Genomic DNA, 17101 nt, shown 5'->3' on the forward strand with positions numbered 1-17101 from the left:
GTTTACCGCTCCTCTCCCATTTTGACTGCTTGATGTACCCGCAGCCTGCGGATATGCAGGAAGAGCAGCACAGCCCCTGTAACCATCATAAATCCAACAACCGCGTACAGCTGATTCGTATCCTTCGAGTCAAAGACGACCCGGAAAGGCGGTACCGTATCCGCCACATTCTCTGCGGTTTGCAGGAACGGAAGGAAGATAAGACTCGTAACCTTGCCAATCAGAATGCCTAATCCGATAGACAGGCCCGCTGTGAACAATTGCTCCAGCAGCAGCATACCGGTAAGCTGCCTTCTCGAAAGCCCCATTGCCCGAAGGACGCCAAACTGCACGACTCGGCCCGATAGATTAAAGAACCAATACAGGACGTATCCGGTTAAGGTAACGATGACGGATACGAGGAAGCCTAGACTGAGAATCCCGAATACGCCGCCTCTTGTCGGCAGCTTCGATTGGGTAATAAGCTCGGAGCGTACATCCTCGACATTAGCGATCTCGATGCCCGCCTTCTGAAGCTCTTCCACGACCGGCGCCAGCTTGGCGTCAGGCTTCATCTTCAGCCATACCTCGTAAGGCATCATCGGCAGCTGGTCATAGATATAATCCAGATTGGTAATCACAAACGGCGATTGATCCGGGTATTGCGTCGGCCAATAAGGCAGAATGCCAACAACAACAAAATCAAGCATGCCTTCCGAGAAACCGACCGAAATCAGATCACCAGGTTTAAGCTGATATTTCTCTGCCACATTGGACGGAATAAGCGCTGCCTGCTCATACATGCCTAAGTAATTCAAGTAATTGTACGGATGGACCGGGAACAGATCGCTGCGGAACCATGCGACTTTCGCAAAGTCGACATTGTCGATTCCCATGATACTGCCTTGACCGATTGAACGGCCCGATACGACTACATTGCCTTTTGTCTGAAGGACGCGGGCCGCTGCCTCAACGCCTTCAAGCTTGCGGAATATTTCAAACGGAGGTTCGTTGTACAGGATCTTGGTTGGTACCGGCTGCTGGCCGCCACCGCCGCCTCCGCCGTTACCGCCTCCTCCACCGCCGTTGCCACCGCCATTGCCTCCATTGCCGCCCCCATTGCCGTTGTCTCCGCCGCTAGGGCGCTGGACTTCAATGGTCCCTTCCCATACCGTCTGGATGGTCACGTCCGAGCCGTATTTGTAGAGCGTTCTCTCGGTTGAATTTAGGTCAATGGTGCGTGCGGCCGAAGCATTGTACACGCCGAGTCCAAGCGTCAGGATAAGCAGGATCATCAGCGGGTAATAGCCTTTGGACGAACGCGAGAGCTGCGTCAGCGTCAAATATAAGGGAACCGGGAGAAACTTGCGTCCCAGCCAGTTGAACAACTTGAGCAGCCACGGGAACAGCCGTAAGCAGACCAGGCCAAGCGCGAAGATCGACAGCGCCGGGACAAAGAATAGAAACGGCTGAACGTTTAATTGATCCGTTGTCATTCCCGTCTGGAAAGACAACATCTGCCGTTCGTTAAACATATACCAGCCGTATCCGGCTACTGCCAGCAGAGCAACGTCCAGGAACCAGCGCTGCCATAAAGGTCCGCGGTCCGAGCGTGCAAGCTCCCTCTTGTAGCTGACAATAGAGGAGCGCGCATAGATGACCGCCGGAATAACGGTTGAGAGCACGGCAAGCAGTACAGCAGCAGCCCCTGCAATAATCGCCTCCGTCGAGAAACCTACCGGAATCGACTTCCGGTTAACGAAGGACAGGAAGCCGTCTGCCGAGCCAATACTCTTGGCCATAAACCAGCCAATTAACGGCCCTGCAACGATAGCTATGCTGCCTAGCAGCAAGCCCTCGAGCAAATAAATCCAAATAATTTGCCTCGTTCCCGCTCCCCTGCTTCGCAGGACGGCAATATCGCTTCGTTGTTTATCCAGCGACTGGCGGGCGTTCATGGCAATAAAGTAGAATACCATCGCCAGCATTGGCGCCGCTAGCGTAAAGAGAAGCGTCTGCAGCTGCAGGCTTTGCTTCTTGAATTCCGTCAGCGTCGAAGCGAAAGAGATTTCCACTCTTGCTCCCTTCAGCTTCTGATACAGGTCAATATTGAGCCGATCAAGCGTCCGGCTTAACGGGGCCAGCTGACTCGTTTTCACCTGTGACAGGTCAAACGCGTAATACCAGCTTGCGTTGTTGACCGGGATGCCAGCCTTCTGGATCAGCGATCCCATAAACTCGTCTTCACTGATCTGGAGCGTATTCATGAGACCTTCCAGCCCTTGGTACCAGTAGGGGTCGGTTTGATTTAGCGGCTTAACGACACCTACGATCTTGACGCGCAGAGTGAGATCTAGTCCGCCGTATACCGGATATTCCAGCACATCGCCGATATGAAGATCGTTGCGGTACATCCCTTCCTCGAGCATCACTGCTTCCAGAACATCGTCCGTGCCTTCCGTGTTTTTGAACCAGCGGCCCTGGGTAAGTTCGGTTTTCCCTTCCAGATCGGCCATCGTCATGATCGTCATTTGACGGATGCGGCTGGCATCAACCTTGCTTGGATCCTCCGGAACGACCTCGGTGCCCCGAATGGAATAGCTGTTTATGTTCGTCTGAAAAGGGAAGCCGATAAGGCCGGGTACATCCTCTTTGATAAATCGCTCCATCTCTTTAAGAGCTTCGGGATCCGTCTTCTCACCGCCTGGCACCTGATAACGCATTAACAAGGAGCCCGCGGGAAGACCGTCGCTCTTCTCTTGAAGAGATTGGGCGACAACGCGCTTCAGCGCGCCGTCGGCATACATCGGAATACTCGTTGCGAAAGCAACGGCAAGAATAAGTCCAGCTAAAGTGCTTATCGTCAGCCAGCGGGTATTCCACATTTTGCGGAACAGAAATCGGAATAAAGGAATCCCCATAAGCTATTTACCTACAACTTTCTGGCCAGGCGTAAGTCCTTTAATAATCTCTACCTGCGTTGCCGTTTGCTGGCCGACCTCAACGTCCACCTCCCGCTTCCCGTCGGCATCGACAACCTGCACGTAGGTTCTGGCGCCGATCGTGCGAAGCGTGGATGGAGGAATAACGACGACGTTTTCCTTTCTTTTCGTAATAATGTTAATGGATAATGGCGTACCGCGATTGATGGTCTTTGGCAAATCCTTTACGGATACTACCATGAAATCCTCCGGACGCTCTCTGGCCGGCTCCTGGCCTTCACCGCCGCCACCGCCGCCTCCGTTAGGATCGGAAGTCGTAACCGGCAGCGCTTTGACCGTGCCTTTGAATTGTCCGGCGTTATTAATATCAACCACAACCGGCATGCCAACGGCAATCTTCGCTTGTTCATCCTTGGTCAGCTTTGCTGCCGGGATAAGCAGGCTTGTGTCCGCAATAACGGCAATCGGATCATAAGCTTTAATCAGATCGCCCTTCTGCACTTTAAGAGTCACAACCGTACCGCTGAACGGAGAGGTTAAGACCGAACGGCTGATTTGCTCCTCCAGATCGCTCAGCGCCTGCTTCTTCTCTTCGAAGGCAATCGACTTCTCCTCGAATTCGATCGGGTCCATCTCATCCTTCATTTGAAGCGCTTCTTTCATCGCCGTCTCTTCCCTGCGGAAGGCCAGCTTCTGATTGCGAAGATCCTTCTGCATCAGCTCAACGTCCAGCACGCCAATCGTTTGGCCCGCTTTCACCTGATCGCCGGCTTTGATATTCAATTCCTTCAGACGCATGCCGTCGAGCGTAAAATAAAGCGTCTCCTCCTGCTGCGAGATCATCTTCCCGATAACCTGCACCTTTGTCTCCAAAGTAGCCGTTGTAACCTCATATTCCGGCTTCTTCGAGATTTGAGGCGGTGCGATGGACGGCAGCACCTCCTCTTCAGGTTCATCGGGCAGCAATGCGCAGCCGCTCGTCATAAAGACCGATGCCGCAATCATTATAGCCGCAGAACGCTTATACAAATTTCCCGTCCACCATTTCATAGACATGATCGGCAACCTCCAAAATTGTAGGATCGTGTGTAGTCATACAAATCGTAACTTGTTCTGTGCGAATAATATTTTGAAAGACCGCCATAATCTGTGCGGACATGTTGGAATCAAGCTCGGCCGTAGGCTCATCCGCCAGAAGAAGAATCGGCTTGTGGGCAATCGCCTTCGCAATGGCAACACGCTGCTGCTCGCCTCCTGACAGCTCGAACGGACGATGATGCATCCGTTTCTCAAGGCCAACCAGCTCCAGGCAGTAAGCAACCCTTTCCTTCCACTCGGAACGAGGCGTACCGGCCATGCGAAGCGACAGCTCTACATTCTCCCAAGCAGACAGCAAAGGCATTAAGGCAAAGGCCTGAAATATAAATCCCATTTCCTTGCGCCGGATAAGCGTACGCTCGGTATCGTTCAATGTATGAAACGGCTTGCCGTTAAACCAGATTTCGCCCTTGCTAGGCGTATCGAGTCCCCCAAGGCAATTAAGCAAGGTTGTTTTGCCGGAGCCTGACCTGCCTCGCAGCATAACCAGCTGACCGTGCTTCAGCTCCATATGAAGTCCCTTCAGAACGCGCAGCGGCGCCCCTCCAGCCTGAAAAGTTCTCTCTACATCTACTACCGACAGCAACCTGGTGTTATGTAATTCGTCGTCCTGCTGCCCTCCATCTACTCGTTCTTCCTTCTCTGTTGCCGCCATGAACGGATGCGATACCTCCCCTATACCGGAGTTTTCTTCGAGCGAACGAATTCGTTCGAAGAAAATCTCAATCTTTCATAATTCTCATCTAAACGTTAGACGTTGTTCATGCAGAAAAAGTTCCAAACGAAAGAAATTTCTTCTAAAAATAAAATAAGAGCATAGCGTGTTTCCAAATCATTTCGGAAATACAACTAAGCCCTCATTTCTCCGCTCTGCTAATTTACTTTGAAATAGTTAATTTCCCGGTTCAGCTCGCGGGACACACCATCCAATTGACTTGCTGCAGACGCAATACTTTCCATAAGCGCAAGCTGCTCCTCCGTTGCCGCGGCGACGCTCTCCGTCCGCTCCAGGTTAGCGGCCGCCGAAGAGGCAGCCTGCTCCATCGAAGCATTGACCTGTTCGGAGCTGGCTGACATTTGCTCGGTGATTGCCGAGTTTTCCTGCAGCTGCGCAGTCATATGATCAATAGCGGCGACGATAACCGCCAAGCTTTGCTGAAGCTCCTCCACCCTGTTGTTGCCTCGCTGTACTTCTTCCAGCGTCCGCGCCATGTAACTTGAAGCACCGGATATTTCGCCTCTTGTTTCAGCTACGAGCTGATGAATGCCTTCTGCCGATTCCAGGGAGCTGGCGGCAAGCTTGCGAATCTCGCCGGCAACAACGGCAAAACCGCGTCCCTGCTCGCCTGCTCTTGCAGCCTCAATGGATGCGTTAAGCGACAAAATATTCGTCTGATTGGCAAATGCCGTAATATTCTCCGCAATGGCGCCAATCTGCTGTGATCGGGTTTCCAAGGTATCAATAATGTCGGACAACTGGCCGATAACCCCCTTCACCTCGCCCATCTGCCCGATTAACCGTTCAAGCGCTTCCTGTCCAAGACCTGCTTCGGAAGCCGTCGATACGGACTGCTCCGCCGAAGCTGTTGTATTCTGCGCCAGACGCTGGATGCCAATCGTCATTTCCTCCATGGCCTTCGCCGTTTCCTCTGCGCTTCGCGCCTGTATTTCCGTGCCGCCCGTCACCTCTTGAATATTCACTGCCACATGCTGCGAAGCCGTTGCCGACTCCTGCGAGACGATGTTTAATTGCGTAGTGGAATTGCCTACTTCCTTGGCGCTAGAAGAGATTGAGGTAATTAACCGTTTCAATATGCCAATCATGTCGTCAACCGAGCGTAAAATATCTCCCAGCTCGTCTTTGCTGTATTTCACGTTGCGTTCAGCGGTCAAATCGCCTTCCGCCACCCGATTCATTCTGACCATAACCGTTCTTACCGTCCGCATAACCCTTTGAATGGTAAAGGCAATAAGCGCCGCCAGCAGCAGAATCGCCAGGCCCATCCCGACATAAATGCCCGATTCCGTTGATTTGAGCTTCTCCTTGCTCTCTTCAATTTGCAAACCGGCGTACTGTTCAAGCAAACCGTCGATATCGTCAAGCCCGGCCCGGGCTTTCTCGAATTGACCGCGAAGCTCGTTATCTTGCGCAGCGGCATTACCAGCCTGAACGGAGCCGCTTACCGCTGTTTCCCAAGCCCTGAAATCCGCATTAAACTCCTGAATCAGCTGCCCGATCGTTGTGCCGGTTTCACTCTTCAGCTCGAGCAAGCTATTCGCCTCGAATATCCCCTTTGCCTCATTTACCCGGTCCGCTGCATCCTTCATATTTTCATCAAGAGCCTTGCTCCATTCCGCTTTGCCGCTCTCATCCAATTGGCCAAAAGCCAAATATTGATAAGCCGAATAGGCTTGATATAAATCGCGGTCCGCATTCAAAATAAGTGCCGAAGAACGGGCTGATACGCCATACACCTCGTCTGACATCGTCTTGTTTGTTTTTACGAGCTCGCTCAGCAAGTAGATACCGGAGAACACATAGAAACAAAGCGGTAACAACCCGATTAAAGCCATCTTCCATTTTAAATTGAATCTCATCCCGCGATTAGCCCCTTTACGTAAACAAAATTAATGAATATTGCTTTACTATGATATCGGTAAGAGGAGGGGAAATTGGAATAACCGCATATTACAAATTACAAATTTCTTTGTCGAATCGAACAAAAAAAGAGCAAGCCCGCAATGGCTTGCTCTTGATGAATATGGGTATCTTTATTTACCGAAAGCTTCCGGATTTGCGCGCCATGCCTGCAGCGTCGCAATGTCCTCGCTTTGTACTTTGCCGATCTCAACAGCCGCTTCGATCAAAGCGCCGTAGTTCGACAATGTCTCAAGCGGCATGTTCTCCGCTGCAAACGCATTTGACGCTTTCTCGAACTGGTAAGTGAAGATCGCGAGCACGGACAATACTTCCGCGCCTGCTTCGCGAACCGCGAGGCCTGCTTTGAGCGAGCTGCCGCCAGTCGAGATCAGGTCCTCGATAACAACAACCTTTTGACCTGGGGTAATTCGACCTTCGATTTGATTTTGCTTGCCGTGGCCTTTTGCTTTATCGCGGATGTACGCCATTGGCAGGTTCAGCTTTTGAGCGACCCATGCCGCATGCGGAATGCCCGCCGTGGAAGTGCCTGCAATTACTTCCGCGTCCGGGTAATTCTCGCGGATAACGGTTGCGAACCCTTCCGCAATCATGTCACGGATTTCAGGGTAAGTCATCGTTAAACGGTTATCGCAATAAATCGGGGACTTCAGGCCGGAAGTCCAAGTGAACGGATCGTTCGGGCGAAGGGCTACCGCTTCAATCTCCAGCAGCTTCTTCGCGATTGCGCGCGGCAATTCATTTAATGTTACGTTAGACATGGCTTAGATCAGCTCCTCGATAATAGATTCCAATGCTTCGCGCGGGCTTGCCGCTGCTGTAATCGGACGCCCGATTACCATATAGTCCGTACCTTGCAGCAATGCTTCGCGAGGCGTCATGATGCGTGACTGGTCGTTGGTTGCCGCCCAAGTCGGACGAATGCCAGGGGTTACGGTCTGGAACGGCGTGCCGCATGCTGCCTTAATCACTTCCACTTCAAGCGGGGAAGCGACTACTCCAGTAAGACCTGCTCGTTTGGCCAGCTCGGCATAACGGACTACCGCCTGCTCTACCGAACCTGCGATACCGATCTCTTCGTTCAGTACCTGAACGCTAGTGCTAGTCAGCTGCGTAACGGCGATAATAGCGGGCCTTGCTTGTCCGCTGGACAACGCTGCTTCAGCGCCTTCCACAGCCGCTTCCATCATGGCCGCGCCGCCTGCCGCATGAACGTTGAACATATCAACGCCAAGCTTCGTTACGCTATTCGAACCGCCTTTTACCGTGTTTGGGATATCGTGCATCTTCACGTCCAGGAATACGCGGTAGCCGCGTTTCTTCAATCCCTCTACGAACGAAGGTCCCGCCGCGTAAAAGAGCTGCATGCCCACTTTCATATAACACGGAATGCCTTCCAGTTCGCTAAGCAGCCGTTCAGCTGAAGCTGCATCCGCGTAATCCAGGGCAACCATCACTTTGTCTGCCGCTTGTTCTCTTGTTAAACTCATCGCTTTAAGGACTCCTTCCGCTTCTGAGGCCGAAATAAACGGCCATCCGCCGGCCTCGGAGGCGAAGCCTCGCAGCTTCTGCTTCCGAAAGCAACCGGCGCTGGCCGTGCTTTCATGTATTCAATTACTTCTGCAGCACCGGCATTGGGCGCGAGGAGAAGTTGATCGACTCGAGCATCCGCAGCAAGGCACGGACCGTATCGAGCGATGTCATACATACAACACCGTTCTCTACCGCTTCGCGGCGGATACGGAAGCCGTCACGCTCAGGCGTTTTACCCTTCGTCAAGGTATTCACAACAAATTGCGCTTCGCCTTCGCGAATCATATCAAGAATGTTTGGAGCGCCTTCGCTCAGCTTGTTCACGCGTCTAACGCGCATGCCAGCCGCCTCAAGCGTATCAGCCGTACCGCCTGTTGCAATAATTTTGTAGCCCAGATCGTAGAAGCCGCGAAGCAGTTCAGTCGCTTCTTCTTTATCTTTGTCCGCTACGGTTGCAACGATAGCGCCGGACATTGGAATTTTCATTCCCGCGCCAATCAAGCCTTTGTACAAAGCTTTCGCGTAGTTCTCGTCGCGGCCCATAACTTCACCCGTCGATTTCATCTCCGGAGTCAGCGTAGGGTCAACGCGGCGCAGCTTCGCGAAGGAGAATACCGGTACTTTAACCGATACATAGCTGTCTTCGCGCCACAGGCCGTCCACATAACCCAGATCAGCCAGCTTAGTGCCAAGAATCGCTTTGGTTGCCAGGTTCGCCATCGGCAGATCCGTTACCTTGCTCAGGAACGGTACCGTACGGGACGAACGCGGGTTAACCTCGATCACGTATACTTTATCGTTATGGATAACGAATTGGATATTTACAAGACCAACAACTTTGAGTGCTTTCGCGATATTCACCGTGATGTCAACGATTTGAGTCTTGATAGCATCGGACAGCGATTGCGGCGGATATACCGCGATGGAGTCGCCGGAGTGAACGCCTGCGCGCTCGATGTGCTCCATGATGCCCGGAATCAGAACGGTCTCGCCGTCGCAGATTGCGTCAACTTCCGCTTCTTTACCCAGCATGTAACGGTCGATCAGAACCGGATGCTCCGGATTGATCTTCACGGCTACTTCCATGTAGCTCAGAAGCTCTTCGTCGGAGTATACGATCTCCATTGCGCGGCCGCCGAGTACATAGGACGGACGAACAAGAACCGGATAGCCGAGCTTTTGAGCCGTTTCAACCGCTTGGTCTACCGAAGTAACCGTGCTGCCCTCAGGCTGCGCGATATTCAGGCCGCGAAGCAAAGCTTCGAACTTCTTGCGGTCCTCTGCCGTATCGATGCTCTCGAGGCTGGAGCCAAGAATCTTCACGCCAGCTTTGGTAAGCGGTGCGGCAAGGTTGATCGCCGTTTGGCCGCCAAATTGTACGATTACGCCAATTGGCTTCTCTTGCTCAATAACGTTCATAACATCCTCGAAGAACAGTGGCTCGAAGTACAGACGGTCGGATGTACTGAAGTCCGTCGATACCGTCTCCGGGTTGTTGTTGATAATAACCGCTTCGTAGCCGGCGTTTTGAATCGCCCATACCGCGTGTACAGTCGAGTAGTCAAACTCGATGCCTTGGCCGATACGGATTGGACCGGAGCCCAGAACGAGTACTTTATCCTTCGAGGATTCCGTTACTTCGTTCTCCGTCTCATAAGTCGAGTAGTAATACGGCGTCGAAGCTTCGAACTCGGCCGCGCAAGTATCTACCATCTTGTAGACTGGCGTCAGGCCAATCTCTTTACGGAAGGCACGGATATCATGCTCGTTCGTATGGCTGCCGTTCGGGAAGCCTTCCTTGCGGATTTCTGCGATCGAACGGTCGGAGAAGCCTCTGCGTTTCGCTTCGTAAAGCGTTTCGCGCGACAATGCGACTTCGCGGCGGATTTGATCCTCGAATTCAACGATGCCTTGGATTTTGTCCAGGAACCACCAGTCGATCTTGGTCATGTCTTGAACGTCTTGCAGCTTGTAGCCGCGGCGGAAGGCTTCCGCTACGAGGAACATGCGCTCGTCATCCGGCTTAGCCAGACGAGTTTGCAGAACCGCATCATCCAGCGTTGTTGCTTCCTTCAAATGAATGCGGTGTGTGCCAATCTCCAGCGAGCGGACGGCTTTGTGCATCGATTCCTCGAATGTGCGGCCGATCGCCATAACCTCGCCCGTTGCTTTCATTTGCGTGCCGAGCTTGCGGTTCGCGTTAACGAACTTGTCAAACGGCCAGCGCGGGATTTTCGATACGATATAGTCAAGGGTTGGCTCAAACATCGCGTAAGTTTGGCCAGTAACAGGGTTAACGATTTCATCCAGCGTGTAGCCGATAGCAATCTTCGCGGCCATCTTCGCAATCGGGTAACCCGTTGCTTTCGATGCCAGCGCCGACGAGCGGCTTACCCGAGGGTTAACTTCGATAACATAGTATTGGAAGCTGTGCGGATCCAGCGCGAACTGAACGTTACAGCCGCCTTCGATGTTAAGGGCGCGGATGATCTTCAGCGATGCCGAGCGAAGCATTTGATATTCGCGGTCGGACAGCGTTTGGGATGGTGCTACTACGATACTGTCGCCTGTGTGCACGCCTACAGGGTCGAAGTTTTCCATGTTGCAGACGACGATACAGTTATTGTTCGCGTCACGCATAACTTCATACTCGACTTCTTTCATGCCCGCGATCGATTTCTCGATCAGACATTGGTTGATCGGGCTGTAACGGATACCCGATGCAACGATTTCGCGAAGCTCTTCTTCGTTAGCGCAGATGCCGCCGCCTGTACCGCCCAGCGTGTAAGCCGGACGAACGATGATTGGGTAGCCGATTTCGTTAGCGAAGTTAACCGCTTCTTCTACGGTAGTTACGATAACGCTCTCCGGTACCGGTTGTTCCAATTCGCGCATCAGGTCACGGAACAAATCGCGGTCTTCCGCTTTCTCGATGGCAGTCAGCTGCGTACCAAGCAGCTTCACGCCTTCTGCTTCCAGAACGCCAGCGCGTGCCAGTTCAACAGCCATGTTCAGGCCAGTCTGGCCGCCGAGTGTTGGCAGGAGTCCGTCAGGACGCTCCTGGCGGATGATTTGGGATACGAAATCAAGCGTAATCGGCTCGATGTAAACTTTATCGGCCATGTTCGTATCCGTCATGATTGTTGCAGGGTTGCTGTTGATCAGAACGACTTCATAGCCTTCCTCTTTCAGCGCTTGGCAAGCTTGCGTGCCGGCGTAGTCGAACTCCGCCGCTTGTCCGATGACAATCGGGCCGGAGCCGATTACGAGAATTTTTTTGAGTTCATTATTTTTGGGCATATTGAAGTTCTCCTTTCAATGTTGCCGCCAGCACAGCTTGACGAGGTTTTTGCGGGTTGTTTTGTTTGTGTTCGCGGATCATTTCCAGGAATTCATCGAACAGGTAGCTGGAATCAAACGGGCCTGGTGCAGCTTCCGGATGGTATTGCACCGAGAACGCCGGATATTTGTTATGTTTCAGACCTTCGATGGTCTTGTCATTGTTATTGATGTGAGTGACCGTCAGCTCCGTGCTGTTGATCGAATCTTCAAGAACCGTGTAGCCATGGTTCTGCGAAGTAACGTAGCAGCGGTTCGTTGCCAGTTCTTTAACCGGATGGTTGCCGCCGCGGTGGCCGAATTTCAGCTTTGTCGTATCGGCGCCGCAAGCCAGCGCGAACAGCTGGTGGCCAAGGCAGATACCGAAGATCGGGAATTCGCCAAGCAGCTCTTTAATCATTTGTACAGCGTAAGGAACGTCTTTCGGATCCCCAGGGCCGTTGGACAGCTGAATGCCGTCCGGTGCCAGGCGGCGGATCTCGTCTGCCGTTGTGTTATGAGGAACCACAACCACGTCGCAGCCGCGCTCAGTCAGCTCGCGCAGAATACCGCTTTTCGCGCCGAAGTCAACGAGGACGATACGAGGGCCAAAGCCCGGGCTCGAGAAGATCGATTTGGTCGAAGTGCGAGCTACTTGATCTGTCATCAGAGTGGACAGGCCAAGACGCTCTTGGAGCTCTTCAATACGCTCGTTGCCGGTAGTAAGTAGGCCTTTCATCGTACCGTGCTGGCGGAGAATACGAGTCAGCATGCGGGTATCGATGCCAGTGATGCCGGGAATGTTGTATTGTTTCAGCAGATCGCCGAGGGAATATTGAGCGCGCCAGTTGCTTGGCACCGGCTCATAACGGCGTACGACAAATCCGTGAATGCTTGGGCTGATGGACTCGAAGTCATCGCGCGAAATGCCGTAGTTGCCGATCAGCGGGTAAGTCATCGTTACGATTTGTCCACAGTAGGACGGATCCGACAATACTTCCTGGTAACCGGTAATTCCTGTATTAAAAACAACCTCTCCGAACGTTTGCGTTTCCGCGCCGAAAGATTGTCCCGTAAACAACGTTCCGTCTTCCAACAATAATCTTGCTTGCATCCGTATCACTCCTCATCAGGTCTTCGTATGTTCTATTAGTTAGCGGATTCGTTGTATACGATCTTGCCGTCAACGATTGTAGCCACTGGCCAGCCTTGCAGCTTCCATCCGCCAAATGGCGTGTTGTTGCTTTTTGATGCGAAGGTAGATGGGTCTACCGCGCGCTCGTTATCGAGATCAACGATTGTCAGGTCGGCAGGCGCTCCGGCTTCAAGGCGGCCGGTAGAAAGACCGAATACGCGAGCCGGGTCAGCCGTCATGCGCTCAAGCAGGAAGCCAAGCGTCCATTTGCCTGTCTGCACAAACTTCGTGTAGAGCAGCGGGAACGCTGTCTCGAAGCCTACGATGCCAAACGGCGCAAGCTGCATGCCGCGCGCTTTCTCTTCCGCGCTATGCGGTGCATGGTCGGTTACGATCATATCGATCGTGCCGTCCTCCAAGGCTTCAATAACCGCCTCCACGTCACGCGGCGTGCGCAGCGGAGGGTTCATTTTCCAATTGGAGTCAAAGCCCGGAATATCTTCATCGGACAGGACCAGGTGATGAGGACAAACCTCAGCCGTTACCCTTACTCCGATTTGCTTCGCCAGACGGATCAAGCGTACCGATTGCTCGGTGCTGACATGGCATACATGGTAGTGCACGCCAGTTGCTTCAGACAGCAGTACATCGCGGCCGACATGAATCGCTTCGGATTCGTTCGGGATGCCTTTCAGCCCATGCTTGCGGGAGAAGGAGCCTTCGCTCACGTACAAGCCTTCAACCAAAGTGTTGTCTTCGCAGTGCGCAATGATTGGCATATTCATCGATTGAGCCAGCGCCATCGCGTCTTTCATCATTTGCGCGCTTTGTACGCCTACGCCGTCATCCGTGAAGCCGATCGCTCCCGCTTCTTTCAAAGCGGCAAAGTCCGTCAATTCGCGGCCCAGCTGGTTTTTTGTAATCGCTGCGTAAGGAAGAACTTTTACAACGCCTTCTGCCGCGTTTTTATCCAGAATGTATTTCACCGTTTCCGGCGTATCCACCGAAGGACGGGTGTTCGGCATGCAAGCGATTGTCGTAAAGCCGCCTTTCGCTGCCGATCTTGTGCCAGTCGCGATATCTTCTTTGTATTCAAAGCCCGGATCGCGAAGGTGGACGTGCATATCGATGAAGCCCGCCGATACGAGTTTTCCTGCTGCATCGATTACTTCCGCCGAGCCTGTATCAGGCGTTAGCGAACCGTCTACGATTTCAGCAATTTGCTCGCCTTCGAGGCGGATATGTTTCTTTTGCAAGCTTCCAGAAGCTGTATCCCATACGTTACCGTTAATAATCCATACTGACATTGTTTTGTTCACCTTCCGGATTTTATTCGTGTTAGCTCAGTGCCCGTTCAATTACTGCCATCCGAATCGGCACGCCGTTTGCCATTTGCGGGAAAATGCGTGATTGCGGGTGCTCAACCAGTTCATCGTCAATCTCTACGCCGCGGTTAATTGGAGCCGGATGCATGATGATCGCGTGCTCTCCAATCCGGCTTGCGCGCTCGACCGTCAGTCCGTAATGCTCGCGGTAAGCTTCCGCAGAGTTCAGCATGCCGCTCTCGTGCCGCTCCAGCTGTACGCGCAGCATCATGACAACGTCCGCTTTGAGAGCTTCATCCATCGTTACGTATGGAGCGTCTAGCTCCGGAGCCTTCATATTGCCTGGCGAGCAGAACTGAACCTTCGCGCCAAACTTCCGAAGCGCCCACAGGTTGGAGCGTGCTACGCGGCTGTGCAGAACGTCACCGATAATGGATACGGTCAGACCGTTCAGATTGCCGAAATGCTTGCGCATCGTATATAAGTCAAGCAGTGCCTGCGTAGGATGCTCGTTGTTGCCGTCGCCTGCGTTGATAAGCGGCACCTGGATTTTCGTTGCCAGTTCAGCCAGAACGCCGATTGGCTTCAGCCGGATGATGCCGACATCAATGCCCATGGATTCAAGTGTGCGGACCGTGTCATAGATCGACTCGCCCTTTTGCACGCTGGATACAGCAGCGGAGAAGTTCAACACTTCGGCGCCAAGACGTTTCTCTGCCACCTCAAAGGAGAAGCGCGTTCTTGTGCTGTTCTCGAAGAACATGTTCGCTGCGAATTTGCCCTGCATCACGTTATGCACTTTGCTAGGGTGCTGTTCCCAGTAAGCCGCGCGATCCAAGATGGATTCGATTTCTTCTTTGCTAAGTTCTTTCAGTCCAAGCAAACTGCGTTGTTTAAGTTGTGTCATCGTCGTCATCAGGCCTGCCCCCTCTGGTGTATGATCATGACTTGGTCCTTCAGATCGATTTCCGTTAACGAGACGTCAATTTGCTCTTGTTTGGAGGTCGGTACGTTCTTGCCCACGTAATCAGGCCGGATCGGAAGCTCGCGGTGGCCTCTGTCTACCAGTACAGCCAGCTGGATGCTTTGCGGTCTGCCGCAGTCCATCAGCGCGTCCATCGCTGCCCGGATCGTGCGTCCGGTGAAGAGTACATCATCGCACAAGATAACTTTCTTATCATGTGCGGAGAATGATTCGCCATTCAGGTCGCCAATGACGGCTGCCAGCTCTACGTTGGCATTAACTAACGTTTTGCGGTCATCGCGGTAGGACGTAATATCGAGCTCGCGAACCTCAACCGGCTTGCCTTCAATATCTTGGATACGATCCGCAATTCTGCGCGCCAGGTAAATCCCTCTTGTCCGGATGCCGATGAGAACACAATCATCAATGCCTTTGTTCTTCTCAACGATCTCGTGAGCAATTCTTGTGAGTGCTCTTCGGATCGCCGTCTCGTCCATTATGACCAGATGCTCTTCTTCCACCGCTTGCCGCCTCCCTCGTTATGGATCATCAATCGCGCATATCAGCAAGGAGACAAAAAAAGCTCCTTGCTAACAACGCAAGGAGCCTGAGATCAGCCGAACATAGAGGGTCAGCTTAACCGCCGCTATCCCAGCAGGATGCGGTTCAGGCTAAGGCCCTTTTCTACGTGCGGCAGATCTGTTATTCACGCTACCTTGCCAGCCTCACAGGGCTGATTTAAAGGTACTGCCATATATCAAAGGAATTGTACCGCGTCGGACATAAGATGTCAAGGGTATAGCAGATAAAAAGCAAACTACGCGTCTTAATTTAACTGTTGGGAAAGGAATAAAAAACGACCGTACAGTTAGAATCTGCACGGCCGTAAATTCCTATTACAGGGATAGGTTGCGGATACGTTCAACCGCTTTTTCCGTGTTCTCGCGGGAGCCGAAAGCCGTCAGGCGGAAGTAGCCTTGGCCGCTTTGACCGAAGCCTACGCCAGGCGTACCCACGATGTTAGCTTCCGACAGAAGCTTATCGAAGAAGGACCAGCTGTCCATGCCGTTAGGCGTTTTGAGCCAGATGTAAGGAGCGTTAACGCCGCCGAACACTTCAAGACCAATCGAAGCAAGACCCTCGCGGATAATGCCTGCGTTCGTCATGTAGTAATCAACAAGGGCCGCGATTTGCTCTTTGCCTTCAGGCGAGTAGATCGCTGCAGCACCGCGCTGCGTTACATAAGATACGCCGTTGAATTTCGTTGTATGACGACGGTTCCACAGATCGTTGATGAGCACTTCGTTGCCGTTAGCGTCAAGGCCTTTCAGCTTGCGCGGAACAACCGTGTAAGCGCAACGAACGCCAGTGAAGCCGGCAGTCTTCGAGAAGCTGCGGAATTCGATAGCTACTTCGTCAGCGCCTTCGATTTCGTAAATGCTGTGCGGAACGTCTTCTTCTTGGATAAACGCTTCATAGGCCGAATCGTACAGGATGATGCAGTTGTTTTCTTTTGCATAATCAACCCATTTTTTCAGCTCTTCTTTGGAAAGCGTCATGCCTGTCGGATTGTTCGGGTAGCAAAGATAGATGATGTCTACTTTACGGTCCGGAAGGCTTGGCGTGAAGTTGTTTTCCGCCGTGCATTCCAGGTACACGATATTCTCGTAACGGTTAGTTTCTTTGTTGAATTTGCCTGAGCGGCCAGCCATTACGTTAGTGTCCACATAAACCGGATACACAGGGTCTTGAACGGCAACAATGCTGTTCTCGCTGAAGATTTCCTGGATGTTGCCCACGTCGCATTTCGAACCGTCGCTGACAAACACTTCGTTCGTCTGAATGTTGATGCCGCGCGCTTTGTAGTCGTTCTCGATAATGGCGTTGATCAGGAAGTCATAGCCTTGTTCAGGGCCGTAGCCGCGGAACGAACCCGGCACCGCCAGCTCGTCAACAGCAGCATGCATCGCTTTTGTTACCGCTTCGGGCAAGCCGCGCGTAACGTCGCCGATACCCAGGCTGATAATTTCGGCATTTGGATTTTCCTGCACGAATTTTGTGCGGCGTTTAGCGATTTCGGAGAACAGGTAGCTGCCTTGCAGCTCTGTATAATTGTGATTAATGGCTGTCATGAATAGTTCACCGTTC

General features: G+C 52.6%; 12 protein-coding genes. All 12 read right to left on the reverse strand.

Annotation, left to right across the window (positions count from 1 at the left end; genetic code table 11):
- Positions 1 to 2: 2 nt before the first annotated feature.
- Positions 3 to 2900 (reverse strand): ABC transporter permease, encoded by a 2898-nt coding sequence (locus M3194_RS03390; RefSeq protein ID WP_251651606.1) that lies wholly within the window; start codon positions 2898 to 2900, stop codon positions 3 to 5.
- A 3-nt stretch (positions 2901 to 2903) separates the two neighbouring features.
- Complete coding sequence (locus tag M3194_RS03395) at positions 2904 to 3977, reverse strand: efflux RND transporter periplasmic adaptor subunit (protein WP_251651607.1); 1074 nt, start codon at positions 3975 to 3977, stop codon at positions 2904 to 2906.
- Complete coding sequence (locus M3194_RS03400) at positions 3943 to 4674, reverse strand: ABC transporter ATP-binding protein (protein WP_251651608.1); 732 nt, start codon at positions 4672 to 4674, stop codon at positions 3943 to 3945. Before M3194_RS03400 ends, M3194_RS03395 begins: the two co-directional genes overlap by 35 nt.
- A 218-nt stretch (positions 4675 to 4892) precedes the next feature.
- Positions 4893 to 6617, reverse strand: coding sequence for a methyl-accepting chemotaxis protein (locus tag M3194_RS03405; protein ID WP_251651609.1), 1725 nt, complete (start codon positions 6615 to 6617; stop codon positions 4893 to 4895).
- A 174-nt stretch (positions 6618 to 6791) separates the two neighbouring features.
- On the reverse strand, positions 6792 to 7439 hold the full coding sequence (pyrE, locus tag M3194_RS03410; protein ID WP_285889073.1) for an orotate phosphoribosyltransferase: 648 nt from the start codon (positions 7437 to 7439) through the stop codon (positions 6792 to 6794).
- A 3-nt stretch (positions 7440 to 7442) separates the two neighbouring features.
- The gene (gene pyrF / locus M3194_RS03415) at positions 7443 to 8168 is read right to left on the reverse strand and encodes an orotidine-5'-phosphate decarboxylase (protein ID WP_251651610.1); all 726 of its coding nucleotides are present in this window, start codon (positions 8166 to 8168) and stop codon (positions 7443 to 7445) included.
- A gap of 124 nt (positions 8169 to 8292) precedes the next feature.
- Positions 8293 to 11511: a carbamoyl-phosphate synthase large subunit gene (gene carB, locus M3194_RS03420; protein WP_251651611.1), complete on the reverse strand. Its 3219-nt coding sequence runs from the start codon at positions 11509 to 11511 to the stop codon at positions 8293 to 8295.
- Positions 11498 to 12643, reverse strand: coding sequence for a carbamoyl phosphate synthase small subunit (locus tag M3194_RS03425; RefSeq protein WP_251651612.1), 1146 nt, complete (start codon positions 12641 to 12643; stop codon positions 11498 to 11500). Before M3194_RS03425 ends, carB begins: the two co-directional genes overlap by 14 nt.
- A gap of 35 nt (positions 12644 to 12678) precedes the next feature.
- Positions 12679 to 13971 (reverse strand): dihydroorotase, encoded by a 1293-nt coding sequence (locus M3194_RS03430; RefSeq protein ID WP_251651613.1) that lies wholly within the window; start codon positions 13969 to 13971, stop codon positions 12679 to 12681.
- Between the two features lie 31 nt (positions 13972 to 14002).
- Positions 14003 to 14908 carry an aspartate carbamoyltransferase catalytic subunit gene (locus M3194_RS03435; RefSeq protein WP_285889124.1) on the reverse strand — a complete coding sequence of 302 codons (906 nt, stop codon included), beginning with the start codon at positions 14906 to 14908 and terminating at the stop codon, positions 14003 to 14005.
- Complete coding sequence (pyrR, locus tag M3194_RS03440; RefSeq protein ID WP_311289516.1) at positions 14905 to 15474, reverse strand: bifunctional pyr operon transcriptional regulator/uracil phosphoribosyltransferase PyrR; 570 nt, start codon at positions 15472 to 15474, stop codon at positions 14905 to 14907. The genes M3194_RS03435 and pyrR overlap by 4 nt, the downstream gene beginning before the upstream one ends.
- Positions 15475 to 15849: 375 nt before the next feature.
- Positions 15850 to 17085, reverse strand: a complete 1236-nt coding sequence (locus M3194_RS03445) for an LL-diaminopimelate aminotransferase (RefSeq protein WP_251651615.1) — start codon at positions 17083 to 17085, stop codon at positions 15850 to 15852.
- Between the last annotated feature and the right edge of the window lie 16 nt (positions 17086 to 17101).

This window comes from Paenibacillus glycanilyticus, assembly GCF_023715145.1.
Taxonomy (GTDB): domain Bacteria; phylum Bacillota; class Bacilli; order Paenibacillales; family Paenibacillaceae; genus Pristimantibacillus; species Pristimantibacillus glycanilyticus_A.